The sequence below is a fragment of the Streptomyces sp. NPDC001617 genome (assembly GCF_053596855.1).
Window position 1 is genome coordinate 29,851 of the sequence record NZ_JBSFHA010000030.1, and the last position, 23,818, is coordinate 53,668.

Genomic DNA, 23,818 nt, shown 5'->3' on the forward strand with positions numbered 1-23,818 from the left:
ACTGTCGGATACGGACCGGTGAGGAACCTAGTCGCCCCACACCTGGGGAGCCACGAGCAACACGCTTGCCCGTTCACTCTGCGTCGGAGACTAGCGGCCAACTCCGCCGGAGTCAGCGAGAACAGCGGAAAAGTCCTGGTCAGCCTCCGCCAGGCCGGACATTTAGGACATAATGCCCTGGATTTGAGAATGTATTCAGACTCAAGTGGGCTTTCGAACAGTCGTCGGAGGACTCCCGTGACCTCCTGGAACGCCCGAGACGACCGTCGCGGAAGCCGCACACGGTCGTCTCGGAAATCTCATACGTGGTACAGCTCACACCCCTGCCAAAGCGACCCGGATCTCCTCCGCGAAGCGGTCGGCGGAGGCCCTCAGACCCCCGATGTCCGGCCCGTGCCGCAGCACTCCCCGGCTGACGTTCGGCACGACATTGCGCGCCGCGGCCCCGAAGACGGCGGGAAGGTCGGCCGGGGTGGCCCCCTGTGCGCCGACCCCTGGGGCGAGCAGCGGACCGTTGATGTTCAGGTCGTACGACGACAGGTCGCCCAGCGTGGCGCCGACGACGGCCCCGAAGGAACCCAGCGGCTCGTCGCCCTCGTTCTCGGCCGCCAGATGGCCGAGGATCGTCGCTCCGACGTTGCGTCCGTCGGCCCGCACCGCGTGCTGGACCTCGCCGCCCTCCGGGTTGGAGGTGAGGGCCAGCACGAACAGCCCCGTGCCGCTCTCCCGGGCCAGCGCGATGGCCGGCGAGAGCGACCCGTAGCCGAGGTACGGCGAGACGGTCAGGGCGTCCGAGAACAGCGGGGAGTCCTTGTGCAGAAAGGCCTCGGCGTACCCGGCCATGGTCGAGCCGATGTCGCCGCGCTTGGCGTCCATGACGACGAGCGCACCGGCCGCCCGCGCCTCCTCGACCGACTTCTCGAGCACGGCGATGCCGCGCGAGCCGAAGCGTTCGAAGAAGGCGCTCTGCGGCTTCAGGACGGCGACCCGGTCGGCCACCGCCTCGACGACCGTGCGGGAGAACCGCTCCAATCCGGCCACGTCGTCGTTCAGGCCCCACTCGGTGAGCAGGGACGCGTGCGGGTCGATCCCGACGCAGAGTGGGCCACGCTCGTCCATGGCCCGCCGCAGACGTGCGCCGAAGGGTTCGAGGACAGTCATCCGTTCTTCCTCACGTCGGCGCCGACCGCGTCGGCGAGAGTGGCGTACGGGCTCGTACGCAGGCGGGCGGCGAGCCCCTTGTGGACGGCGCGGGCCCAGAAGGGCCCCTCGTAGATGAACGCGCTGTAGCCCTGCACGAGCGTGGCACCGGCCAGGATCCGCTCCCAGGCATCCTCGGCGTTCGCGATGCCGCCCACGCCCACCAGGGTGATGCGGTCGCCCACGCGCGCGTACAGGCGCCGCAGGACCTCCAGGGAGCGCGCCTTCAGAGGCGCCCCGGACAGCCCACCGGTCTCCTTGACCAGGGAGGGTTCGGATTTCAAACCGAGACCCTCGCGCGCGATGGTGGTGTTCGTGGCGATGATCCCGTCCAGGCCGAGCTCGACGGCCAGGTCGGCGACGGCGTCGACGTCCTCGTCGGCGAGGTCCGGCGCGATCTTCACCAGGAGCGGGACACGCCGGTTGGCCACCGTACGGTCCGCGGCCTCGCGGACGGCGCTCAGGAGCGGGCGCAGCGCCTCCGTTGCCTGAAGGTTGCGCAGCCCGGGCGTGTTCGGGGACGAGACGTTCACGACCAGGTAGTCGGCGTACGGCGCCAGCCGCTCGGCCGACTTCACGTAGTCGCCGACCGCCTCGTCCTCCGGGACGACCTTGGTCTTGCCGATGTTGACGCCCACGACCGTCTTGAAGACCGGCTCACGGGACGCCAGACGGGCCGCCACGGCCAGCGAGCCCTCGTTGTTGAAGCCCATGCGGTTGATGAGCGCACGGTCCTTCACCAGCCGGAACAGCCGCTTCTTGGGGTTGCCCGGCTGCGCCTCCCCCGTCACCGTGCCGATCTCGACGTGGTCGAAGCCCAGCATCGACATGCCGTCGACGGCGACCGCGTTCTTGTCGAAGCCGGCGGCGAGCCCGAAGGGGCCGTGCATACGCAGCCCGAAGGCCTCGGTGCGCAGCTCCTTGTGGCGGGGCGCGAGGGCGGCGGCGACGAAGGTGCGCAGCACCGGGGTACGGGCGGCGAGGCGGATGCAGCGGAAGGCCAGGTAGTGGGCGTTCTCGGGGTCCATGCGCTTGAAGACGAGGTTGAAGAAGATCTTGTACATGGTGTCCTCACCAAGAGGGGGACACCGTTTCCGGTGTCCCCCTCAGGGCTGCTAGTCGCGGGCCGCGGTCAGGTGTTCCGCGTGTTCCTGGAGCGAACGGACGCCCACGTCACCGTGGTTGAGGGCGTCGATGCCCTGGACGGCCGCGGCGAGCGCCTGGACCGTCGTCAGGCACGGGACCGACCGCGCCACGGCCGCCGTACGGATCTCGTAGCCGTCGAGGCGGCCGCCGGTGCCGTACGGGGTGTTGACGATGAGGTCGACCTCGCCGTCGTGGATGAGCTGGACGATGGTCTTCTCGCCGTTCGGGCCGGTGCCCTCGGACTGCTTGCGCACGATGGTGGCGTTGATGCCGTTGCGCTTGAGGACCTCGGCGGTGCCGGAGGTGGCGAGCAGCTCGAAGCCGTGCGCCACCAGCTCGCGCGCCGGGAAGATCATCGAGCGCTTGTCCCGGTTGGCGACCGAGATGAACGCGCGGCCCTTGGTCGGCAGCGGACCGTAGGCGCCCGCCTGCGACTTGGCGTACGCCGTGCCGAAGACGGAGTCGATGCCCATGACCTCGCCGGTGGAGCGCATCTCCGGGCCGAGGACCGTGTCGACGCCGCGCCCCTGGATGTCGCGGAAGCGCGACCACGGCATGACGGCCTCCTTGACGGAGATCGGCGCGTCAAGCGGGAGCTCGCCGCCGTCGCCGTTCGCCGGAAGCAGACCCTCCGCGCGCAGTTCGGCGATGGTCGCGCCGAGCGAGATGCGGGCGGCGGCCTTCGCCAGCGGCACCGCGGTCGCCTTCGAGGTGAAGGGGACCGTACGGGACGCGCGCGGGTTGGCCTCCAGGACGTACAGGATGTCGCCGGCCATCGCGAACTGGATGTTGATCAGGCCCCGGACGCCGACGCCACGCGCGATGGCCTCCGTGGAGGCCCGCAGGCGCTTGATGTCGAAGCCGCCCAGCGTGATCGGCGGCAGCGCGCACGCCGAGTCGCCGGAGTGGATGCCGGCCTCCTCGATGTGCTCCATGACGCCGCCGAGGTAGAGCTCCTCGCCGTCATAGAGCGCGTCGACGTCGATCTCGATCGCGTCGTCCAGGAAGCGGTCGACGAGCACCGGCCGCGAGGGGCTGATCTCGGTCGACTCGGCGATGTAGGACGACAGCCGGGTCTCGTCGTAGACGATCTCCATACCGCGCCCGCCGAGGACGTACGACGGCCGCACCAGGACCGGGTAGCCGATCTCGTCGGCGATGGCCTTGGCCTCGGCGAAGGTGGTGGCGGTGCCGTGCTTGGGGGCCGGGAGGCCCGCCTCGGCGAGCACCCGCCCGAAGGCGCCCCGGTCCTCGGCCGCGTGGATGGCCTCCGGCGAGGTGCCCACGATCAGCACACCGTTGTCCTTGAGCGCCTGCGAGAGGCCCAGCGGGGTCTGGCCGCCCAGCTGGACGATCACGCCCGCCACGGGGCCCGCCTGCTGCTCCGCGTGGACGATCTCCAGCACGTCTTCCAGCGTCAGCGGCTCGAAGTACAGGCGGTCGGAGGTGTCGTAGTCCGTGGAGACGGTCTCCGGGTTGCAGTTGACCATCACCGTCTCGTACCCGGCGTCGCTCAGCGCGAAGGACGCGTGCACGCAGGAGTAGTCGAACTCGATGCCCTGGCCGATGCGGTTCGGGCCGGAGCCCAGGATGATGACGGCCGGCTTCTCACGCGGCGCGACCTCGGTCTCCTCGTCGTACGAGGAGTAGAAGTACGGCGTCCTGGCCGCGAACTCGGCGGCGCAGGTGTCGACCGTCTTGTAGACCGGGCGCACGCCCAGCGCGTGCCGCACCTCGCGCACGACATCTTCGCGCAGCCCGCGGATCTCGCCGATCTGCTGGTCGGAGAAGCCGTGCCGCTTGGCCTCGGCGATCAGGTCCTTCGTCAGCTCCGGAGCCTCGGCGAGCTCGTCGGCGATCTCCTTGATCAGGAAGAGCTGGTCGACGAACCAGGGGTCGATCTTCGTGTACTCGAAGACCTCCTCCTGGGTTGCTCCGGCGCGGATCGCCTGCATGACGGTGTTGATACGGCCGTCGGTCGGGCGCACGGCCTCTTCGAGGAGCAGATCCTTGTCGCCGGGCTCGCCGACGAACGTGAACTGGCTGCCCTTCTTCTCCAGCGAGCGCAGCGCCTTCTGGAAGGCCTCGGTGAAGTTGCGGCCGATGGCCATGGCCTCGCCGACCGACTTCATGGTGGTGGTCAGCGTGGAGTCGGCCTGCGGGAACTTCTCGAAGGCGAAGCGCGGGGCCTTGACGACCACGTAGTCGAGCGTCGGCTCGAAGGAGGCCGGGGTCTCCTGCGTGATGTCGTTCGGGATCTCGTCGAGGGTGTAGCCGACGGCCAGCTTGGCAGCGATCTTGGCGATCGGGAAGCCGGTCGCCTTGGAGGCGAGCGCGGAGGAGCGCGACACGCGCGGGTTCATCTCGATGACGATCACTCGACCGTCCTCGGGGTTCACCGCGAACTGGATGTTGCAGCCGCCGGTGTCGACGCCGACCTCGCGGATGACGGCGATGCCGATGTCGCGCAGGATCTGGTACTCACGGTCGGTCAGCGTCATCGCGGGCGCCACGGTGATCGAGTCGCCGGTGTGCACGCCCATGGGGTCGAAGTTCTCGATGGAGCAGACGACCACGACGTTGTCGTGCTTGTCGCGCATCAGCTCCAGCTCGTACTCCTTCCAGCCGAGGATGGACTCCTCCAGGAGCACCTCGGTGGTCGGCGAGAGCGTGAGGCCCTGGCCGGCGATGCGGCGCAGCTCCTCCTCGTCGTGCGCGAAGCCGGAGCCGGCACCGCCCATGGTGAACGACGGGCGGACGACGACCGGGTAGCCGCCGAGCGTCTCGACGCCCGCGAGGACGTCCTCCATGGAGTGGCAGATGACCGAGCGGGCGGACTCGCCGTGGCCGATCTTCTGGCGGACGGCCTCGACGACGTCCTTGAAGAGGTCGCGGTCCTCGCCCTTGTTGATCGCCTCGACGTTGGCGCCGATCAGCTCGACGCCGTACTTCTCGAGCGTCCCCGCCTCGTGCAGCGAGATGGCCGTGTTCAGGGCCGTCTGGCCGCCCAGGGTGGGCAGAAGCGTGTCCGGGCGCTCCTTGGCGATGATCTTCTCGACGAACTCCGGGGTGATCGGCTCGACGTAGGTGGCGTCGGCGATCTCCGGGTCGGTCATGATCGTCGCCGGGTTGGAGTTGACCAGGATGACCCGCAGGCCCTCGGCGCGCAGGATGCGGCACGCCTGGGTGCCGGAGTAGTCGAACTCGGCGGCCTGTCCGATGACGATCGGGCCGGAGCCGATGACCAGGACGGACTGGATATCGGTGCGCTTAGGCACGCTGGCCCTCCATCAGGACTGTGCTCATCAACGATGTGAACCGGTCGAACAGGTAGGCGGCGTCGTGCGGGCCCGCTGCCGCTTCGGGGTGGTACTGGACGCTGAAGGCCGGGCGGTCGAGGAGCTGGAGGCCCTCCACCACGTTGTCGTTGAGGCAGACGTGGGAGACCTCGGCGCGGCCGTAGGGGGTCTCGGAGACCCTGTCGGTCGGGGCGTCGACGGCGAAGCCGTGGTTGTGGGCGGTGACCTCGACCTTGCCGGTCGTACGGTCCTGCACCGGCTGGTTGATGCCGCGGTGACCGTACTTGAGCTTGTAGGTGCCGAAGCCCAGCGCGCGGCCCAGGATCTGGTTGCCGAAGCAGATGCCGAAGAGCGGGGTGCCGCGCTCCAGGACCGTCTGCATGACGGAGACCGGGTGGTCGGCGGTGGCCGGGTCGCCCGGGCCGTTGGAGAAGAACACACCGTCGGGGTTGACGGCGTAGACGTCCTCGGCGGTCGCCGTGGCCGGGAGCACGTGCACCTCGATGCCGCGCTCGGCCATGCGGTGCGGGGTCATGCCCTTGATGCCCAGGTCGATGGCGGCGACGGTGAACTTCTTCTCACCGATCGCCGGGACGACGTACGCCTCCTTGGTGGCGACCTCGGCGGAGAGATCGGCGCCCTTCATCTCGGGCGCCTGGCGGACCTCGGCGAGCATGGTGCCCTCGTCGGGCAGCGCGTTGCCGGAGAAGATGCCGACGCGCATGGCGCCGCGCTCGCGCAGATGGCGCGTCAACGCGCGCGTGTCGATGCCGGAGATGCCGACGACGCCCTGGTGGCGCAGCTCGTCGTCCAGGGAGCGCTTGGCGCGCCAGTTGGACGGCACGCGCGCGGGGTCGCGCACGACATAACCCGCGACCCAGATCTGCCTGCTCTCCGGGTCCTCGTCGTTGACGCCGGTGTTGCCGACGTGCGGGGCGGTCATCACGACGACCTGGCGGTGGTAGGAGGGGTCGGTCAGGGTCTCCTGGTAGCCGGTCATGCCGGTCGAGAAGACCGCCTCGCCGAAGGTCACCCCCACGGCCCCGTAGGCACGGCCGCGGAAGATCCGGCCGTCCTCCAGGACGAGTACGGCGGGAACCTTTGCGGCTCCCCTGGTGGAGGTTGTCATCGTGCGCCTTCCATCTTGTTGATCATCAGGTTCAGTGCCTCGACCCACTCGGTGTGCTCGGCCGCGTGGTCGGAGCGGAAGCCGGAGTCGATCAGCCGCTCGCCGTGCGCCCAGGTCACCACGAGCAGTCCGCCCTCGGTGAGGACCTTGCCCGCGATCCCCTTCCCGAGCAGGGCCTCGCGCAGCGCCTCCGCCGGGATGAAGAAGTCGGTGGCCCCGGGGCGTACTACGTCCAGTCCGGCGTCCGTCAGCGTGAGCTCGACCCGGCTGCGGGTGCCGAGGCCGTGCGCCACGATGCGGTCGAGCCACTGACCGGCGGTCGTGGAGCCGTGGTAGCGGCCGCTCATGCTCAGTTTCACCGGGCCGGTCTCGTCCGGCGCGCTGGGCAGCTCCGGCAGGTCGCCCTGGAGCGTGCCGCGCCACTTCCAGCCCTCGCGCATCAGCCAGTAGACGAGCGCGATGAAGAGGGCGAGCCCGACGAGCCAGCCGATCCGCGCGGCCCAGTCGGTGACCTCAGCCGATTTCTTCTCGGCGGCCAGCAGGATGAGTGATGTCACGTGAGCTTCCCGTCGACGAGCGTGGCCTTGCCCCGGAGCCACGTGTGCGTCACACGGCCCGGCAGCTCACGCCCCTCGTACGGGGTGTTCCGGCTGCGCGAGGCGAAGCCCGCGGGGTCCACGGACCCACGGTATGCCGTGTCGACGAGCGTGAGGTTGGCGGGCTCACCAGCCGAGACGGGACGCCCGTGCCCCTTCGCCCGCCCGATCTCGGCGGGCTTGAAGGACATGCGCTCGGCGACCCCGGCCCAGGTGAGGAGCCCGGTGTCCACCATGGTCTCCTGCACCACCGACAACGCGGTCTCCAGGCCCACCATCCCCATGGCGGCCGCGGCCCACTCGCAGTCCTTGTCCTCGTGCGGGTGCGGGGCGTGGTCGGTGGCGACGATGTCGATCGTGCCGTCGGCGAGCGCCTCGCGCAGGGCGAGCACGTCGCGCTCGGTGCGCAGCGGCGGGTTGACCTTGTAGACCGGGTTGTACGACCGGACCAGCTCGTCGGTGAGGAGCAGATGGTGCGGGGTCACCTCGGCCGTGACGTCGATGCCGCGGGACTTGGCCCAGCGGACGATCTCCACCGAGCCGGCGGTCGAGAGATGGCAGATGTGCACCCGGGACCCCACATGCTCGGCGAGCAGGACATCCCGGGCGATGATCGATTCTTCGGCCACCGCGGGCCAGCCTCCGAGCCCCAGCTCGGCGGAGACGACACCCTCGTTCATCTGGGCGCCCTCGGTCAGCCGCGGCTCCTGGGCGTGCTGCGCGACGACGCCGCCGAAGGCCTTCACGTACTCCAGCGCCCGCCGCATGATCACGGCGTCGTCGACGCACTTGCCGTCGTCGGAGAAGACGGTGACGCCGGCGGCCGACTCGTGCATGGCGCCCAGCTCGGCGAGCTTCTTGCCCTCGAGACCGACGGTGACGGCGCCGATGGGCTGTACATCGCAGTAGCCGTGCTCCTGGCCGAGCCGGTAGACCTGCTCGACGACGCCGGCGGTGTCGGCGACCGGGAAGGTGTTGGCCATGGCGAAGACGGCCGTGTAGCCGCCGGCGGCCGCCGCGCGCGTGCCGGTCAGCACCGTCTCGGAGTCCTCGCGGCCGGGCTCGCGCAGGTGGGTGTGCAGGTCGACGAGACCCGGGAGCAACAGCTTGCCGGCGGCCTCGACGACCTCGGCGCCCTCGTCGGACAGCCCGGTACCGACGGACTCGATGACCGAGCCGTCGATCAGCACGTCCTGCGGCTCGCCGCCGAGCACCTTCGCACCACGGATAAGGATCTTGCTCATGGCTCTTACTTCTCCTCGATGGTGCGGGCGTGGGTGACGGCGGGCTCGTTGCCACCGAGCAGGAGGTACAGAACGGCCATCCGGATGGAGACTCCGTTTGCGACCTGCTCGACGACGGTGCAGCGCTCGGAGTCGGCCACCTCGGCGGTGATCTCCATGCCGCGGACCATCGGGCCGGGGTGCATCACGATGGCGTGCTCCGGCATCCGCGCCATACGGTCGCCGTCGAGGCCGTAGCGCCGCGAGTACTCGCGCTCGGTCGGGAAGAACGCGGCGTTCATGCGCTCGCGCTGGACACGCAGCATCATCACCGCGTCGGACTTCGGAAGGGTGCTGTCGAGGTCGTACGACACCTCGCAGGGCCACGTCTCGACGCCGACCGGCACCAGGGTGGGCGGCGCGACCAGCGTGACCTCGGCGCCCAGGGTGTGCAGCAGATCGACGTTCGAGCGGGCGACCCGGCTGTGCAGGACGTCGCCGACGATCGTGATGTGCTTGCCGGCCAGGTCCTGGCCGAGGCCGGCGTCCCTGCCGACCAGGCGGCGGCGCATGGTGAACGCGTCCAGCAGGGCCTGGGTGGGGTGTTGGTGGGTGCCGTCGCCGGCGTTGATCACGGCGGCGTCGATCCAGCCCGAGGTGGCGAGCCGGTACGGGGCTCCGGAGGCGCCGTGCCGGATGACCACGGCGTCGACGCCCATGGCCTCCAGGGTCTGCGCGGTGTCCTTCAGGGACTCGCCCTTGGAGACGCTCGACCCCTTGGCGGTGAAGTTGATGACGTCCGCGGAGAGGCGCTTCTCGGCGGCTTCGAAGGAGATACGCGTGCGCGTGGAGTCCTCGAAGAAGAGGTTGACGATCGTGCGGCCCCGCAGGGTCGGCAGTTTCTTGATCGGCCGGTCGGCGACCCGGGCCATCTCCTCGGCGGTGTCGAGGATCAGGACGGCGTCGTCGCGGGTGAGGTCGGCGGCCGAGATGAGATGACGCTGCATCTGTCAGGCTCCGTAGGACAGTTCAGGTTTCAGGAGATTCCGGGCAGGCGAGGGCACGCAGAGGCGATGCGGGCCCCGCGGCTGCTGCTAGGTCTGCTTCACACCGAGCAGCACGGTGTCCCGACCGTCCTCCTCGGCGAGCAGGACCTTGACCGTCTCCCGCAGCGACGTGGGGAGGTTCTTGCCGACATAGTCGGCGCGGATGGGCAGTTCGCGGTGGCCGCGGTCGACGAGGACCGCGAGCTGGACCGCGCGCGGGCGCCCGATGTCGTTCAGGGCGTCGAGGGCGGCTCGGATGGTGCGGCCGGAGAAGAGCACGTCGTCGACGAGGACGACGAGCTTGCCGTCGATGCCGTCACCGGGGATCTCGGTGCGGGCCAGCGCACGCGGCGGGTGCATGCGCAGATCGTCGCGGTACATGGTGATGTCGAGCGAACCGACCGGGATCTTGCGGTCGGTGATCTCCTCGAGCTTGGCGGCGAGCCGCTGGGCGAGGAAGACGCCCCGGGTCGGAATGCCGAGGAGCACCACGTCGTCGGCGCCCTTGGCGCGCTCGACGATCTCGTGGGCGATACGGGTCAACACCCGCGCGATGTCGGGCCCTTCGAGCACGGGCCGGGCATCGGACGCCGGAATTCCGGACGTGTCCTGCTTGTCCATAGGAAACGGACCTCCTTCTCCGCCTCACGGGACGGACCTTAAAGGACGTCGGATTTGCGCCATCCACGGTAGCAGGCCCGCACGACACGCCTGATCACCCCCCTGGCGTAATCAGCCACGGCTCGCACGGAAGAGTCGGTGTGGACCATTCGGCTTGACGCAGAAGAATCACGCTGCGTAACCTCACAGTGAGTTACCAGACGCGCGGCCGCGGAACCACTGCAGCCGCGTAGACACAGTGTCCGGGGAGCTATATGTCCAGCGAATACGCCAAACAGCTCGGGGCCAAGCTCCGGGCCATCCGCACCCAGCAGGGCCTTTCCCTCCACGGTGTCGAGGAGAAGAGCCAGGGACGCTGGAAGGCGGTCGTGGTCGGTTCGTACGAGCGCGGTGACCGCGCCGTGACCGTACAGCGTCTCGCCGAACTGGCGGATTTCTATGGCGTTCCCGTCCAGGAACTGCTGCCGGGCACCACCCCGGGCGGTGCCGCCGAGCCCCCGCCGAAGCTGGTTCTGGACCTCGAGCGGCTGGCCACCGTGCCGGCCGAGAAGGCGGGACCGCTCCAGCGGTACGCGGCGACGATCCAGTCGCAGCGCGGTGACTACAACGGCAAGGTGCTCTCGATCCGCCAGGACGACCTGCGCACACTCGCCGTCATCTACGACCAGTCCCCCTCGGTCCTCACCGAGCAGCTGATCAACTGGGGCGTGCTGGACGCGGACGCGCGCCGCGCGGTGGCTCACGAGGAGAGCTGAGCCGCACGGCACCACAGCAGAAACGTGCCGCCGGGGTGGCCGGAACTTCACGGTTCCGGCCACCCCGGCGGCTTTCTGCGGCCTTCGGGTGCCTCGCCGGTACCGGACGCCAGGGGGCCCGCAGCAGTCACGCTGCGGGCCCCCTGGCAGTGCCGTACCTGTCGCCCGTTACGCCTCGTCCCGGCGCAGCGATGGCTTGAGCTCCTTGAGCCGGCCGAGCAGACCGTTGACGAACGCGGGCGACTCGTCCGTGGAGAACTCCTTCGCCAGCTGCACCATCTCGTCCAGCACGACGGCGTCCGGGACCTCGTCGACCCAGATCAGCTCGTAGGCGCCGAGCCGCAGGATGTTGCGGTCGACGACCGGCATGCGGTCGAGCGTCCAGCCGACGGAGTACTGCGCGATCAGCTCGTCGATGCGCCTGACCTGCTTGGCGTAGCCCTCGACCAGCTGCATCGTGTACTCGCTCACCGGCGGCTGGCGGGTGTCTTCCCGGGAGAGCCGGATCCAGTCCGCGAGGACTGTCAGGACATCGGCGCCGCGCTGGTCGCCCTCGAAGAGGATCTGGAAGGCGCGCTTGCGGGCCGTGTTGCGGGCAGCCACGGTTAGCTGTTCACCCGGCCGAGGTAGTCGCTCGTGCGGGTGTCGACCTTGATCTTCTCACCGGTGGTGATGAAGAGCGGGACCTGGATCTGGTGACCGGTCTCCAGGGTGGCGGGCTTGGTGCCGCCGGTGGAACGGTCGCCCTGCAGGCCCGGCTCGGTCTCCTGGACGACGAGCTCGACGGCGGCCGGGAGCTCGACGAAGAGCACCTCGCCCTCGTGCTGCGCGACGGTGGCCGTGAAGCCCTCGATGAGGAAGTTGGCGGCGTCGCCGACGGCCTTGCGGTCGACCATGAGCTGGTCGTAGGTCTCCATGTCCATGAAGACGAAGTACTCGCCGTCCATGTACGAGAACTGCATGTCGCGCTTGTCGACAGTGGCCGTCTCGACCTTGACGCCGGCGTTGAACGTCTTGTCGACGACCTTGCCGGAGAGCACGTTCTTGAGCTTGGTGCGCACGAAGGCGGGGCCCTTGCCGGGCTTGACGTGCTGGAACTCGACGACGGACCAGAGCTGGCCGCCTTCGAGCTTGAGCACCAGGCCGTTCTTGAGGTCGTTCGTGGAAGCCACGGTTGCGGAATCTCCTGGACTGACGTGGACGACCCCGGCGCACGCACCGAGCGGCGCCGGGGAAGTGCGGGTGCGTTCCCGCGTCGTTCGGTGCGTGCTCTCGGTGTGCCGGGGGAAGGTCCTCGTAGCGGAGCTACTTGGGCCTTCGGCCGGTGCGGCGAGAGTGCGTGCCGGGCGGCGTGGGGGCGTGCCTGAACTTCCCTGGGGTCGCTACAGCGCGAGCAGCTCCTTGGTCGTGATGGTGAGTAGCTCGGGTCCGCCGTCCGCCTCGGGGCGGACGACGAGCGTGTCATCGATCCGGACGCCGCCCCGGCCCGGGAGGTGGACCCCCGGTTCGACGGTGACCGGCACGCAAGCGTCCAGTTTACCCATGGCCGAAGGGGCCAGCTGCGGGTCCTCGTCGATTTCGAGCCCTACACCGTGTCCGGTGAGGGGCGACAGTCCCTCGCCGTACCCCGCGGAGTCCAGCACCTGACGTGCGGCCCGGTCGACGTCGCGGTAGGCCGCGCCGGGTGCGAGCGACTCCCGTCCGGCGCGCTGGGCGGCGAAGACGAGGTCGTAGAGCTCGATCTGCCAGTCCGCGGGCGAGGTGCCGATGACGAAGGTACGGCCGATCTCGCAGCGGTAGCCACGGTACGTCGCGCCGAGACAGACGGAGAGGAAGTCGCCCTCCTCGACGCGGCGGTCGGTGGGGCGGTGGGCCCGGCGGCCGGCGTTGGGGCCGGTGGCCACGGAGGTGGCGAAGGCGGGGCCGTCGGCGCCGTGGTCGACCAGGCGGCGTTCCAGTTCGAGGGCGAGGTGGCGTTCGGTGCGGCCCACCAGGATGGACTCCAGGAGTTCGCCCAGTGCCTGGTCGGCGATTTCGGCGCCGATGCGGAGGCAGGAGATCTCCTCCTCGTCCTTGACGATCCGCTGTTGCTCCACCGCGCCGCCGAGATCCGCGAGACGGAGGCGGGGGGCGACCGAGCGGATCTCTCGGTGGCGGGCGACGGTGAGGTGGTGTTCTTCCACGGCGACGGAGTCGGCGTGCTGCGCATCGGCCAGGTCGGCTGCGGCGACCGCGGGGTCGCCGTGGTTCGCCGGCAGGTACTGGATGCGCACGGTCTCGTCCGGGCGGCCTTCCGCGGGGCGGTCTTCCAGGGGGCCCGGGCAGAGGAGCAGGTCTTCTGTTCTGCCGAGGAGGAGGACGGCGCCTTGAGGGGCCGTGCCGGTGAGGTAACGGACGTTGGCGGGGCGGGAGACGATCGCTGCCGCGTGGCCGGCCGCGTGGCAGCGTTCCCTGAGCCGGGTTCGGCGGGTCGCGTACATCTCTGACATGAGACGAGCGTAGGAGCGTTGGGGGATTTGTGCCGGTTCTGGGGGTGCCGTTCGGGGGACGGGGTGGGTGGTGGGGTTCTGTGCCGGGTGCGGGCGCGTGGGGGCTTGTCGCGCCCGGCGCGGCGGAGCCGCATATCGACGCAGCCCCGCGCCCCTTCAAGGCGTGCAGCTCGCCGGTGTCTACCAGTTCGGTGGGCTTGCGATTGATCTTGCCAGGACGTCGTCCAGGACTCGGGCCGTCTGGGGGACGTCCAGCTGGGAGTTGTCGATGATGGGCAGACCCGAGCCGTACCAGCCCGCCATGCGGCCGTGGATGCGGGCCACCTCCTCGTCGGTGAGGCGGCGGTTGCCGCTGCGTTCCGCGTTGCGTTCCAGGACTATTTCGAGGCCTGGGAGGAGGACCACGGGGAGGAGGCCGGGGCCCACGTGGCGTTTCCAGCCGCCCAGGCCCACGACGGGGCGGTCGGGGAAGACCGCGTCGTCGAGGATGCAGGAGATGCCGTTGGCGAGGAAGTTGCGGGCGGCGAAGCCGCAGGTGCGGCGGGCCAGGCGGTACTGGGCCTCGGAGTGGTCGTTCCACCCGGACTGCGGGTCGGCGAAGCCGGAGCGGACCCATTCGCGGACGTCGTCGAGGCTGATGTGGGCCGTCGGGACCCGGCGGTGGTCCGCCCAGTACTTGGCGACGCTCGTCTTGCCGGCTCCCGCGGGGCCGATGAGGAGCACGGCCAGGGTCGTGGTGGTGGGATCCGGTGCCGTGGTGGTGGGGGCCGTGCTGGGCATGGCGACCGGGGCGCCGGCCGGGAGCGGGACATGGCCCGTGGTGTCCGGGGCCGGTGGCGGCGGGGCGTGGTGCGGTGCGGGTGGGACCGGGGGTGTGAAGCCCGGCGCCGGGGGCGGCGGGGGCACCGGGGCCGAGCCCTGGTGTGGGCCCGGGTGACCCGGGTGGTGTGCGGCCGGCGACCAGCCGGCGGCCGGTCCCTGCCCCGGCTGGTGGGGCGGCGGCAGCGGAGAACCCACTGCGTGCTGCATCCGGTGCCACTCCGTCTCGTACAGGCCAAATGACGCTGGCAGCAGGGTACGACCCCGCTCCTTACCGAACGGTACCTTCCCCGGCCGCCGTTTGTTGAACGGCCGGGGGCGGGTCGAAGTGCCCATGCCCGTAAGGCAAATGGGGCGGACGGCGCTCCGGTGGACTTACTCGCCCACTTCGCCGTACGCGGCGAGCAGCACGGCCGGGTCGGGGCCCTCCAGGACGGTGGGCTTGGCCAGGCCGTCGAGGACGATGAAGCGCAGGAGGTCGCCGCGGGACTTCTTGTCGACCTTCATCGTCTCCAGCAGCTTGGGCCACTGGTCGTAGCGGTAGTGGAGGGGCAGGCCCACGGATTCGAGGACCGTGCGGTGGCGGTCGGCCGTCGCGTCGTCCAACCTGCCCGCGAGACGGCCGAGTTCGGCGGCGAAGTGCATGCCGACGGCGACCGCGGCGCCGTGCCGCCACTTGTAGCGCTCGTTCTTCTCGATGGCGTGGCCGAGCGTGTGGCCGTAGTTGAGGATCTCGCGGAGACCGGCCTCCTTGAGGTCCGAGGAGACGACCTCGGCCTTGACCCGGATCGAGCGCTCGATGAGCTCCGCGGTGTGCGGGCCCGCCGGGGTGCGCGCGGCCTCGGGATCGGACTCGATGAGCTCCAGGATCACCGGGTCCGCGATGAAGCCCGCCTTGATGATCTCGGCGAGTCCGGAGACGTAGTCGTTGACCGGGAGGGAGTCCAGCGCGGCCAGGTCGCACAGCACGCCGGCGGGCGGGAAGAAGGCGCCCACCAGGTTCTTGCCCTCGGCGGTGTTGATGCCGGTCTTGCCGCCGACGGCCGCGTCCACCATCGCGAGGACGGTGGTGGGGATCGCGATCCAGCGCACGCCGCGCAGCCAGGTCGCGGCCACGAAGCCGGCCAGGTCGGTGGTCGAGCCGCCGCCGACGCCGACGATGACGTCGGTGCGGGTGAAACCGGACTGGCCCAGCGCCTTCCAGCAGTAGGCGGCGACCTCGGCGGTCTTGGCCTCCTCCGCGTTCGGCACCTGGATGGCGACGGCCTCGTAACCCTGCCCGGCGAGGTCGGCACGCAGCGCCTCCCCGGTCTCGGCGAGCGCCTCGGGGTGGATCACGGCGACCCGCTTGGCCCTCTCCCCGATCAACCCGCCCAGCTCGCCCAGGAGTTGACGGCCCACCAGGACCTCGTACGGGTCACTGCCCGCGCTCCCGCCGACCTGGATCCGGGTGACTGCCTCGCTCATGCTTCTTTCAACTCCAAAGCGTCCAGGGCGACTTGGGCAACCTCTTCGGGCGTACGGCTGTCGGTGGCCACGACCGCGGTGGCGACCTCCTCGTACAGCGAGCGGCGGGCCTCCATCAGCTCGCGCCACTGCTTGCGCGGGTTGACCGCGAGGAGGGGGCGCGCCTGGTTCAGGCCGGTGCGCTTGACCGCCTCCTCGACGTCCATCGAGAGGTAGACGACCCGCTGCCCGGCCAGCAGCGCGCGCGTGTCCGCGTCCAGGATCGAGCCGCCGCCCAGCGCCAGGACGCCCTCGTGCTCGGCCAGCGCCCGCTTCACGGCCCGCTTCTCGATCGCCCGGAAGACCGGCTCGCCCTCGTCGACGAAGATCTCGGCGATCGTGCGGCCCTCGGCCGCCACGATGTCGTCGTCCGTGTCCCGGTAGCCGACGCCGAGCCGCTCGGCCAGCAGCTGGCCGACGGTCGACTTGCCCACGCCCATCGGACCGACCAGCACCACCTGGGGAGCGGTCATCGGATGGCCAGGTTGTCGAGGTAGGACCGGACGTTGCGGCGGGTCTCGGTGACCGAGTCGCCGCCGAACTTCTCCGCGACCGCGTCCGCGAGGACCAGGGCGACCATGGCCTCGGCGACGATGCCGGCCGCTGGGACCGCCGACACGTCGGAGCGCTGGTGGTGGGCCTGGGTGGCCTCGCCGGTGGTCACGTCGACCGTCTGCAGGGCCCGCGGGACGGTCGCGATCGGCTTCATCGCGGCACGGACGCGGAGCAGCTCGCCCGTGGTCAGGCCGCCCTCGGTGCCGCCGGAGCGGCCGGAGACACGGCGGATGCCCTCGGGGGTGTTCACGATCTCGTCGTGCGCCTTGGAGCCGGGCACGCGAGCGAGCTCGAAGCCGTCGCCGAGCTCCACGCCCTTGATCGCCTGGATGCCCATGAGCGCACCGGCCAGGCGGGCGTCCAGCTTGCGGTCCCAGTGCACGTGCGAACCCAGGCCGACCGGGACGCCGTAGGCGAGGATCTCGACCACGCCGCCGAGCGTGTCGCCGTCCTTGTGGGCCTGGTCGACCTCGGCGACCATCGCCTTCGACGCGTCCGCGTCCAGGCAGCGCAGCGGGTCGGCGTCCAGCTTCTCCACGTCGGCCGGGGTCGGGTACACACCGGCCGGGGCCTTCACCGAGCACAGCTCCACGACGTGGCTGACGATCTCGATGCCGGCCGTCTCCTTCACGTACGACCGTGCGACCGCGCCGAGCGCGACGCGGGCCGCGGTCTCCCGGGCGGAGGCCCGCTCAAGGATCGGCCGGGCCTCGTCGAAGCCGTACTTCTGCATGCCCGCCAGGTCGGCGTGGCCGGGGCGGGGCCGGGTCAGCGGCGCGTTGCGCGCCAGCCCGGCCAGGATCTCCGGGTCGACCGGGTCGGCCGCCATGACCTGCTCCCACTTGGGCCACTCGGTGTTGCCCACCATGATCGCGACCGGGGAGCCGAGGGTCAGACCGTGCCGGACGCCGCCCAGAAAGGTGACCTCGTCGCGCTCGAACTTCATGCGCGCACCGCGTCCATAGCCGAGCCGGCGCCGGGCCAGGTGGTCCGCCACCATCTCCGTGGTGATCGGCACGCCGGCGGGAAGGCCCTCCAGCGTCGCCACGAGTGCGGGACCGTGGGACTCCCCCGCGGTCAGCCAGCGCAACCTGCTCAACGGTGCTCCTCAGTGCTCGCGCCCTCGTACTGCCCTGCGTACGCGCGTCCTCGCGTACGGCGACGGCGCGACCAGGTGCGCGGCCCTGGCCCGCCACCCCGATCCTCCCACGTCCGGGGGGCGACTCCGATCCGAGTCCGGCAGACGGACAGGGCGGGGCACGGCAGCACCCCGTGGAGGTCAGCCCCGCTCAGCCGCCTCACGCATGGCCGCCAGCGGCGACCGCGGGTCCCCCGTGAACTGGTGGAACTGGAACACCGCCTGGTGCACCAGCAGGTCGAGGCCGCCCAGTACCGGGCCGCCCCGGTCCTGCCAGGCCGCGGCGAGCGCCGTGGGCCACGGCTCGTAGAGCACGTCGAAGAGGGTGCCGACCTGGGTCGGGACCTGCGCGGCGAGCTCGTCGGTGCCTCCGGCGGGCGTCGTCGAGATGACGAGGGGTGCGTCGAAGGCCCGTACCGCATCCGTCCAGTCCGCCGGGCGGACCTGGACCCCGAGCCGTTCGCCCCACTGGCGCATCTCGTCGGCGCGCCGCTCGCTGCGCACGTACACGGTGACCTCACCGGTGCAGACGCGGGCCAGCGCGGCCAGGGCGGAGGAGGCGGTGGCGCCGGCGCCCAGGATCGCCGCCGACTCGGTCTTCTCCACGCCGCGCTCGTGCAGGGCGGCGACCAGGCCGGGGATGTCGGTGTTGTCGCCGACCTTGCGCCCGTCGGGCCGGAAGACCACGGTGTTGACGGCCTCGACCGAGGCGGCCGTGTCGGTGATCTCGTCGAGCAACGGGATCACCGCCCGCTTCAACGGCATGGTCAGGGACAACCCCGCCCACTCGGGGCCGAGCCGCTCGAGGAACCCGGGCAGGGCGGCCTCGTCGATCTCGAACCTGTCGTACGACCAGTCGTCCAGGCCGAGCGTCCGGTAGCCCGCGTTGTGCAGCTGCGGCGACAGGGAGTGGGCGATGGGCGAGCCGAGCACGGCCGCCCGTCGGGGTGCTGACATCAGTTCTTGTTCCTCGACGCGTTGAATTCCTCGACCAGTCTGTTGTGCTCGGCGAGGGTCTTCGTGAACTTGCTGGTCTTCCCGTCCAACGAGATGAAGTAGTACCAGCCGTCGTGCGTCGGGTCGAGCGCGCCCTTGAGCGCCAGCTCACCGGGGTTGTCGATCGGGCCGGGGGGCAGGCCCTTCACGTAGTACGTGTTGTACGGGTTGTTGTACTTCCGCAGCTCGGCGATGCTCAGGTCGATCTTGGTCTGGTTCTTGATGTAGTTGTACGTGGAGTCGAACTCGAGCGAGCCGTAGGTCTCCGGGTTGCCGGGCTTGAGGCGGTTGTAGACGACCTCGGCCATCTTGCGGAAGTCGTCGTGGCTGGTGCCCTCCGCCTGGGCCAGGCTCGCCACGGTGAGCAGCTGCCAGGGGCCGTCGAGGCCCAGGCTCTTCGCCTTCTTCACCAGGCCGAGTGCCGCGTACTTGTCGCTGGCCCGGGTGACCATGTCCTTCAGGACCGCCTCGGGCTTCTGGCCCTTGGCGGCCGCGTAGCTGGACGGGTAGAGGAACCCTTCCAGCGGGTCCTTGACGTTGGGGTGGTTCAGCGCCCAGGAAGGAAGGCCGAGCTTCTTGTAGTCCTGCTTGGCGATCTTCGCCGTCGTGCCGTCGGCCACACCGAGGCGGGTGTCGATCAGCTTGTAGATCTGCGCGTTGCGCAGGCCCTCGGCGAGGACCAGGTTGCTGCGGCTCTTGTTGCTGAGCATCAGTTCGACCGCGCTCGCGGCCGACATGTGCTTCTGCAGCGTGTAGACGCCGTCCTGGATCTTCTTGCCGTCGGGGTTCGACTGCTGCGCGGAGACGAAGGCGTCGACGCTCTCGACGACCCCGGCTTCCTTCAGCTTCTGCCCGATCACATAGCCGCCGGCGCCCTTCGGGATGACGACCGTGACCTCTGTGCCGTCGCCGTCGCCCGCGTAGTCCGGTGCCGGGCCGAAACGATCCTGGTAGTACTGCCAGCCGAAATAGCCGACCCCGGCGAGACCTCCGCCGAAGACCAGCACCAGGACGAGGCAGGCGCAGCCGTTGCGGCTCTTCTTCTTCGGCTTCTTGCCGCCGCGGGCCTTGCGGCCGGCGCGTGAGTCCTCGTCCTCGTCCTCTTCGTCGTCGTCACCACCGGCGAAGAAGGCGTGTTCGCCCTGGTCAGGGCCGGGGTCCCAGTCCGTCTGCGGCGGCTCGGGCTCAGTCTGCCGACGGCTGGGCGGCTCCGGCGGCGGGTAGGCGTCCGGGGTGCCGTAGTAGTCGGGCTGCTCGCCGTACGAGGCCGCGGCCGCCTGCTGGGCATACGGGTCCTGCGGGTCCGTGTACTGCACATGCGTGTGCGTGCCCGCGCCCCAGCCGCCCTGGCTCTGGTCGTACGACTGCTGGTCCTGTCCGGCGTAGTACTGCTGCTGGTCGTACTGCTGCTGGTCGTACTGCGGATACTGCTGCTGGTACTGCTGCGCCTGACCGTGTCCGGCCTGTTGGCCGTCATCGCCCCAGCCTCTGTAGTGCTGCTGCTGCGGCTGCTCTGGAAAGTGCTGTGGCTGGCCGCCGTAGGGGGACTGCTGGCCCACCTGGGCCTGCTGTCCACCCCATCCGTCGTCCCCGTAGTACGGGTCCTCCGGATGCCACGGTTCGGAGCCTTGGCCCCGGCCATACTCAGTCATCAAACCCCTAGAGCCGCGAGGCGGTGATCACGCGGCCTTTGCGGGCCTGTCATCGTTCCGCCTCATTCTGTGCGGCGACTGTTCGAACGCCGACATCGCGCGGAACGTTACCGTATCGCGATCAGATGACCACTTCGACGCCCTCGCCGGGTGCTTTACCTGACACTCGTTCGGATTCCAGGGCCTGCTGCAGGATGATCACAGCGGCTGCCTGGTCGATGACCGAGCGGCCTTTCTTGGACTTCACCCCTGAGGCGCGCAGTCCTTGACTGGCCGTCACCGTCGTCATCCGCTCGTCGACGAGGCGGACGGGGACCGGGGCAATGCCCTTCGCGAGCTCCTGGGCGAACTTGCGAACCTTTACCGCGGCCGGGCCCTCGCCCCCCTTGAGGGAGCGCGGGAGCCCGCAGACGACCTCGATCGGTTCGTACTCCTCGACCAGTTGGCGAAGTCGGCGGTGAGCTGCCGGGATGTCCCGGCCGGGGACCGTCTCCACCGGGGTGGCGAGGATCCCGTCGGGGTCACAGGAGGCGACTCCGATCCGGGCGTCCCCGACATCGATCGCGAGCCGGCGGCCCCGGCGCATCACCGGGCCGCCCTCACTCGATTCCCGCTCGATGCTCACTTGGCCGTTTCCGCCACGAGCCGCTCGACCGCGTCCACGGCCTCGCCGATCGCGGCCGGGCTCTGACCGCCGCCCTGGGCGACGTCCGGCTTGCCGCCACCGCCGCCGCCGAGGGTCTTGGCGGCCGTGCGGACCAGGTCACCGGCCTTGAGACCGCGCTCGCGGGCGGGCTCGTTGGTGGCGATGACCGTGAGGGGCTTGCCGTTGTTGACCGTGAAGAGAGCCACTACGGCAGCACGCCCGCCCTGGATGCGGCCGCGCACGTCGAGGACCAGCTTGCGCAGGTCGTCGGGGGTGGTGCCGTCCGGGACCTGGCCGGTGACGACGGCCACGCCGTGCACGTCCTTGGCGGACTCGACGAGGCCGGCGGCGGCCTGCAGCACCTTCTCGGCGCGGAACTTCTCGATCTCCTTCTCGGCGTCCTTCAGCTTGCCGAGCATGGCGGAGACCTTCTCCGGGAGCTCCTCCGGGCGGCCCTTGATCAGCTCCTGGAGCTGGGCGACGACCGTGTGCTCACGGGCGAGGAAGTTGTAGGCGTCGACGCCGACAAGGGCTTCGATACGGCGGACACCCGAACCGATCGAGGACTCGCCGAGCAGCTTCACCAGACCGAGCTGCGAGGTGTTGTGCACGTGCGTGCCGCCGCACAGCTCCTTGGAGAAGTCGCCGATGGTCACCACGCGGACCCGCTCGCCGTACTTCTCGCCGAACTCGGCGATGGCGCCCTGCTTCTTGGCCTCGTCGATGCCCATGATGTCGGCGCGGACGTCCAGGTCGCGGGCGAGGACTTCGTTGATCTTCTGCTCGACGTCGGTCATCACGGCCGTGGGAACGGCGGACGGGGAACCGAAGTCGAAGCGGAAGCGGCCGGGCTGGTTCTCGGAACCGGCCTGGGCGGCCGTCGGGCCGAGCGCGTCACGCAGCGCCTGGTGGGTGAGGTGCGTGGCCGAGTGGGCGCGGGCGATGGCCGTGCGGCGACGGGCGTCGATGGAGGCGTGCGCCTTGGCGCCGACCGTGACCTCGCCGACCTGGACGACACCCTTGTGGACGTAGACGCCCGGGACCGGCTTCTGGCAGTCGCGGATCTCGATGACCGCGCCGGAGTCGACCTTGATCTTGCCGGTGTCACCGATCTGGCCGCCGCCCTCGGCGTAGAACGGGGTGCGGTCGAGGACGATCTCGACCTCGTCGCCCTCGGTCGCGGCCGGGGAGGAGGTGCCGTCGACGAGGATGCCGACGATCGTGGACTCGCCCTCGGTGTCGCCGTAGCCGATGAAGTCGGTCTCGCCGACCTTGTCGGCGATCTCCCGGTAGGCACCCGCGCCGGCGTGGCCGGTCTTCTTCGCCTGGGCGTCGGCCTTGGCGCGCTCCCGCTGCTCCTTCATCAGACGGCGGAAGCCGTCCTCGTCCACCGAGAGGCCCTGCTCGGCGGCCATCTCCAGGGTGAGGTCGATCGGGAAGCCCCAGGTGTCGTGGAGCAGGAACGCCTTGTCGCCGGCGAGAATCGTGCCACCGGACTGCTTGGTCTCGGTGACCGCGGTGTCGAGGATGTTGGTGCCGGCCTTCAGCGTCTTGAGGAAGGCGTTCTCCTCGGCGACGGCGACCTTCTCGATGCGCTCGCGGTCGGTGACCAGCTCGGGGTACTGCTGGCCCATCATGCCGATCACGGTGTCGATCAGGTCGAGCACGACCGGGCCGGTGGCGCCCAGCAGGCGCATGTTGCGGATGGCGCGGCGCATGATGCGGCGCAGGACGTAGCCGCGGCCCTCGTTGCCGGGGGTCACGCCGTCGCCGATGAGCATCACCGACGTACGCATGTGGTCGGTGACCACGCGCAGGGAGACGTCCGAGGCGTGGGCGTCGCCGTAGGCGACACCGGTCAGCTCGGTGGCCTTCCTGATGACGGCCATGGAGGTGTCGATCTCGTACATGTTCTGCACGCCCTGCAGAATCATGGCGAGTCGCTCCAGGCCCAGGCCCGTGTCGATGTTCTTGCTGGGGAGCTCGCCGAGGATCTCGAAGTTGTCCTTGCCGATGCCCTCGCCGCGCTCGTACTGCATGAAGACGAGGTTCCAGATCTCCACGTACCGCTCGTCGTTGACGGCGGGACCGCCCTCGACGCCGAAGTCGGGGCCTCGGTCGTAGTTGATCTCGGAACAGGGGCCGCAGGGGCCGGGGACGCCCATGGACCAGTAGTTGTCCTTCATGCCGAGGCGCTGGATGCGCTCCTTCGGCACACCGACGACCTCGTGCCAGATGCGCTCGGCCTCGTCGTCGTCCTTGTAGACGGTGATCCAGAGCTTCTCCGGCTCCAGGCCGTAACCGCCCTTGTCCTGGGGGCTGGTGAGCAGCTCCCAGGCGTACTTGATGGCGCCTTCCTTGAAGTAGTCGCCGAAGGAGAAGTTGCCGCACATCTGGAAGAAGGTGCCGTGGCGGGTGGTCTTGCCGACCTCTTCGATGTCGGGCGTACGCACGCACTTCTGCACGCTGGTGGCGCGGTCGAAGGGCGGCTTGACCTCACCCAGGAAGTAGGGCTTGAAGGGCACCATGCCGGCGGGGACCAGGAGCAGAGTCGGGTCGTCCGCGATGAGCGACGCCGAAGGGACGACGGTGTGCCCGCGCTCCTCGAAGAAGCTCAGCCAGCGGCGGCGAATCTCGGCCGACTCCATCAGTGGTCCTCATTCCGGTTGTACGAGTACGTCTGGTACGTCGAGCCCTCGACGTACTTCGGGTTGTTGCGGTTCTCGATGGCGGCGTACCGCCGGGGTGCGGGGAGTTCGGGAGCCGCAGTGATGCCCAGGGCCTCCCCCAGCTCCTCCTCCCGCTGGGCCATGTTGTCCCGGACGTCCAGCGCGAAGCCGACCGCGCGGTCCTTGATGCGGTGACCGGCCTCGAGCGCCTTGTTGGCCGCGGACGCGGCGAGGCTCTCGGGGGTCAGCTGCCTCAGCTTGCGGTTGACCTTGGTGGTGGCCCACACACCGGCGGCGACGCCCGTGGTGAACCAGAACGTACGGCGGAACATC

Annotated in this window: 21 protein-coding genes; 1 reads left to right on the forward strand and 20 read right to left on the reverse strand. The window is 69.9% G+C overall.

Features of this window, described 5'->3' with window-relative positions:
* Positions 1 to 315 precede the first annotated feature (315 nt).
* From pyrF to pyrR, 8 genes are all read right to left on the reverse strand, one after another.
* The gene (pyrF, locus tag ACWC09_RS23115; protein ID WP_450852461.1) at positions 316 to 1,161 is read right to left on the reverse strand and encodes an orotidine-5'-phosphate decarboxylase; all 846 of its coding nucleotides are present in this window, start codon (positions 1,159 to 1,161) and stop codon (positions 316 to 318) included.
* Positions 1,158 to 2,264 carry a quinone-dependent dihydroorotate dehydrogenase gene (locus ACWC09_RS23120; RefSeq protein WP_450852462.1) on the reverse strand — a complete coding sequence of 369 codons (1,107 nt, stop codon included), beginning with the start codon at positions 2,262 to 2,264 and terminating at the stop codon, positions 1,158 to 1,160. Before ACWC09_RS23120 ends, pyrF begins: the two co-directional genes overlap by 4 nt.
* A 51-nt stretch (positions 2,265 to 2,315) precedes the next feature.
* On the reverse strand, positions 2,316 to 5,624 hold the full coding sequence (gene carB / locus ACWC09_RS23125) for a carbamoyl-phosphate synthase large subunit (RefSeq protein WP_450852463.1): 3,309 nt from the start codon (positions 5,622 to 5,624) through the stop codon (positions 2,316 to 2,318).
* Positions 5,617 to 6,774, reverse strand: a complete 1,158-nt coding sequence (carA, locus tag ACWC09_RS23130; RefSeq protein ID WP_450852464.1) for a glutamine-hydrolyzing carbamoyl-phosphate synthase small subunit — start codon at positions 6,772 to 6,774, stop codon at positions 5,617 to 5,619. The genes carB and carA overlap by 8 nt, the downstream gene beginning before the upstream one ends.
* The gene (locus ACWC09_RS23135) at positions 6,771 to 7,331 is read right to left on the reverse strand and encodes a PH-like domain-containing protein (RefSeq protein WP_450852465.1); all 561 of its coding nucleotides are present in this window, start codon (positions 7,329 to 7,331) and stop codon (positions 6,771 to 6,773) included. Before ACWC09_RS23135 ends, carA begins: the two co-directional genes overlap by 4 nt.
* Positions 7,328 to 8,614 (reverse strand): dihydroorotase, encoded by a 1,287-nt coding sequence (locus ACWC09_RS23140; RefSeq protein WP_450852466.1) that lies wholly within the window; start codon positions 8,612 to 8,614, stop codon positions 7,328 to 7,330. The genes ACWC09_RS23135 and ACWC09_RS23140 overlap by 4 nt, the downstream gene beginning before the upstream one ends.
* A gap of 5 nt (positions 8,615 to 8,619) precedes the next feature.
* Positions 8,620 to 9,600: an aspartate carbamoyltransferase catalytic subunit gene (locus ACWC09_RS23145; protein ID WP_450852467.1), complete on the reverse strand. Its 981-nt coding sequence runs from the start codon at positions 9,598 to 9,600 to the stop codon at positions 8,620 to 8,622.
* Between the two features lie 87 nt (positions 9,601 to 9,687).
* Positions 9,688 to 10,260 (reverse strand): bifunctional pyr operon transcriptional regulator/uracil phosphoribosyltransferase PyrR, encoded by a 573-nt coding sequence (gene pyrR, locus ACWC09_RS23150; RefSeq protein ID WP_450852468.1) that lies wholly within the window; start codon positions 10,258 to 10,260, stop codon positions 9,688 to 9,690.
* Positions 10,261 to 10,514: 254 nt separating this feature from the next.
* On the opposite strand from pyrR, the gene bldD reads away from it, so the two are divergent.
* Positions 10,515 to 11,015, forward strand: a complete 501-nt coding sequence (bldD, locus tag ACWC09_RS23155) for a transcriptional regulator BldD (protein WP_330456696.1) — start codon at positions 10,515 to 10,517, stop codon at positions 11,013 to 11,015.
* 168 nt (positions 11,016 to 11,183) lie between these two features.
* Here the strand turns inward: bldD and nusB are convergent, their stop codons facing one another.
* The 12 genes from nusB to ACWC09_RS23215 all read right to left on the reverse strand — a co-directional run bounded on the left by nusB (position 11,184) and on the right by ACWC09_RS23215 (position 23,817).
* Entirely contained in the window at positions 11,184 to 11,618 is a 435-nt protein-coding gene (gene nusB / locus ACWC09_RS23160; RefSeq protein WP_450852469.1) for a transcription antitermination factor NusB, read from the reverse strand.
* Between the two features lie 2 nt (positions 11,619 to 11,620).
* The gene (gene efp, locus ACWC09_RS23165; protein ID WP_020117452.1) at positions 11,621 to 12,187 is read right to left on the reverse strand and encodes an elongation factor P; all 567 of its coding nucleotides are present in this window, start codon (positions 12,185 to 12,187) and stop codon (positions 11,621 to 11,623) included.
* Positions 12,188 to 12,397: 210 nt separating this feature from the next.
* Complete coding sequence (locus ACWC09_RS23170) at positions 12,398 to 13,504, reverse strand: aminopeptidase P family protein (RefSeq protein ID WP_450852470.1); 1,107 nt, start codon at positions 13,502 to 13,504, stop codon at positions 12,398 to 12,400.
* Positions 13,505 to 13,684: 180 nt separating this feature from the next.
* Positions 13,685 to 14,533, reverse strand: coding sequence for a Pro-rich N-terminal domain-containing protein (locus ACWC09_RS23175; protein WP_450852471.1), 849 nt, complete (start codon positions 14,531 to 14,533; stop codon positions 13,685 to 13,687).
* Positions 14,534 to 14,698: 165 nt separating this feature from the next.
* Positions 14,699 to 15,790, reverse strand: coding sequence for a 3-dehydroquinate synthase (gene aroB / locus ACWC09_RS23180; RefSeq protein ID WP_450852472.1), 1,092 nt, complete (start codon positions 15,788 to 15,790; stop codon positions 14,699 to 14,701).
* Positions 15,787 to 16,302 (reverse strand): shikimate kinase, encoded by a 516-nt coding sequence (locus tag ACWC09_RS23185; protein WP_450852473.1) that lies wholly within the window; start codon positions 16,300 to 16,302, stop codon positions 15,787 to 15,789. Before ACWC09_RS23185 ends, aroB begins: the two co-directional genes overlap by 4 nt.
* Complete coding sequence (gene aroC, locus ACWC09_RS23190) at positions 16,299 to 17,483, reverse strand: chorismate synthase (RefSeq protein WP_450852474.1); 1,185 nt, start codon at positions 17,481 to 17,483, stop codon at positions 16,299 to 16,301. The genes ACWC09_RS23185 and aroC overlap by 4 nt, the downstream gene beginning before the upstream one ends.
* 180 nt (positions 17,484 to 17,663) lie before the next feature.
* Complete coding sequence (locus ACWC09_RS23195) at positions 17,664 to 18,479, reverse strand: shikimate dehydrogenase (RefSeq protein WP_450852475.1); 816 nt, start codon at positions 18,477 to 18,479, stop codon at positions 17,664 to 17,666.
* Positions 18,479 to 20,170 (reverse strand): endolytic transglycosylase MltG, encoded by a 1,692-nt coding sequence (mltG, locus tag ACWC09_RS23200; protein ID WP_450852476.1) that lies wholly within the window; start codon positions 20,168 to 20,170, stop codon positions 18,479 to 18,481. Before mltG ends, ACWC09_RS23195 begins: the two co-directional genes overlap by 1 nt.
* Positions 20,171 to 20,291: 121 nt before the next feature.
* A complete protein-coding gene (ruvX, locus tag ACWC09_RS23205) occupies positions 20,292 to 20,756 on the reverse strand; it encodes a Holliday junction resolvase RuvX (RefSeq protein ID WP_450852518.1) in 465 nt (154 codons plus the stop codon).
* A 35-nt stretch (positions 20,757 to 20,791) separates the two neighbouring features.
* Positions 20,792 to 23,464 carry an alanine--tRNA ligase gene (alaS, locus tag ACWC09_RS23210; protein ID WP_450852477.1) on the reverse strand — a complete coding sequence of 891 codons (2,673 nt, stop codon included), beginning with the start codon at positions 23,462 to 23,464 and terminating at the stop codon, positions 20,792 to 20,794.
* Complete coding sequence (locus ACWC09_RS23215; protein ID WP_450852478.1) at positions 23,464 to 23,817, reverse strand: hypothetical protein; 354 nt, start codon at positions 23,815 to 23,817, stop codon at positions 23,464 to 23,466. Before ACWC09_RS23215 ends, alaS begins: the two co-directional genes overlap by 1 nt.
* Position 23,818: the final 1 nt, after the last annotated feature.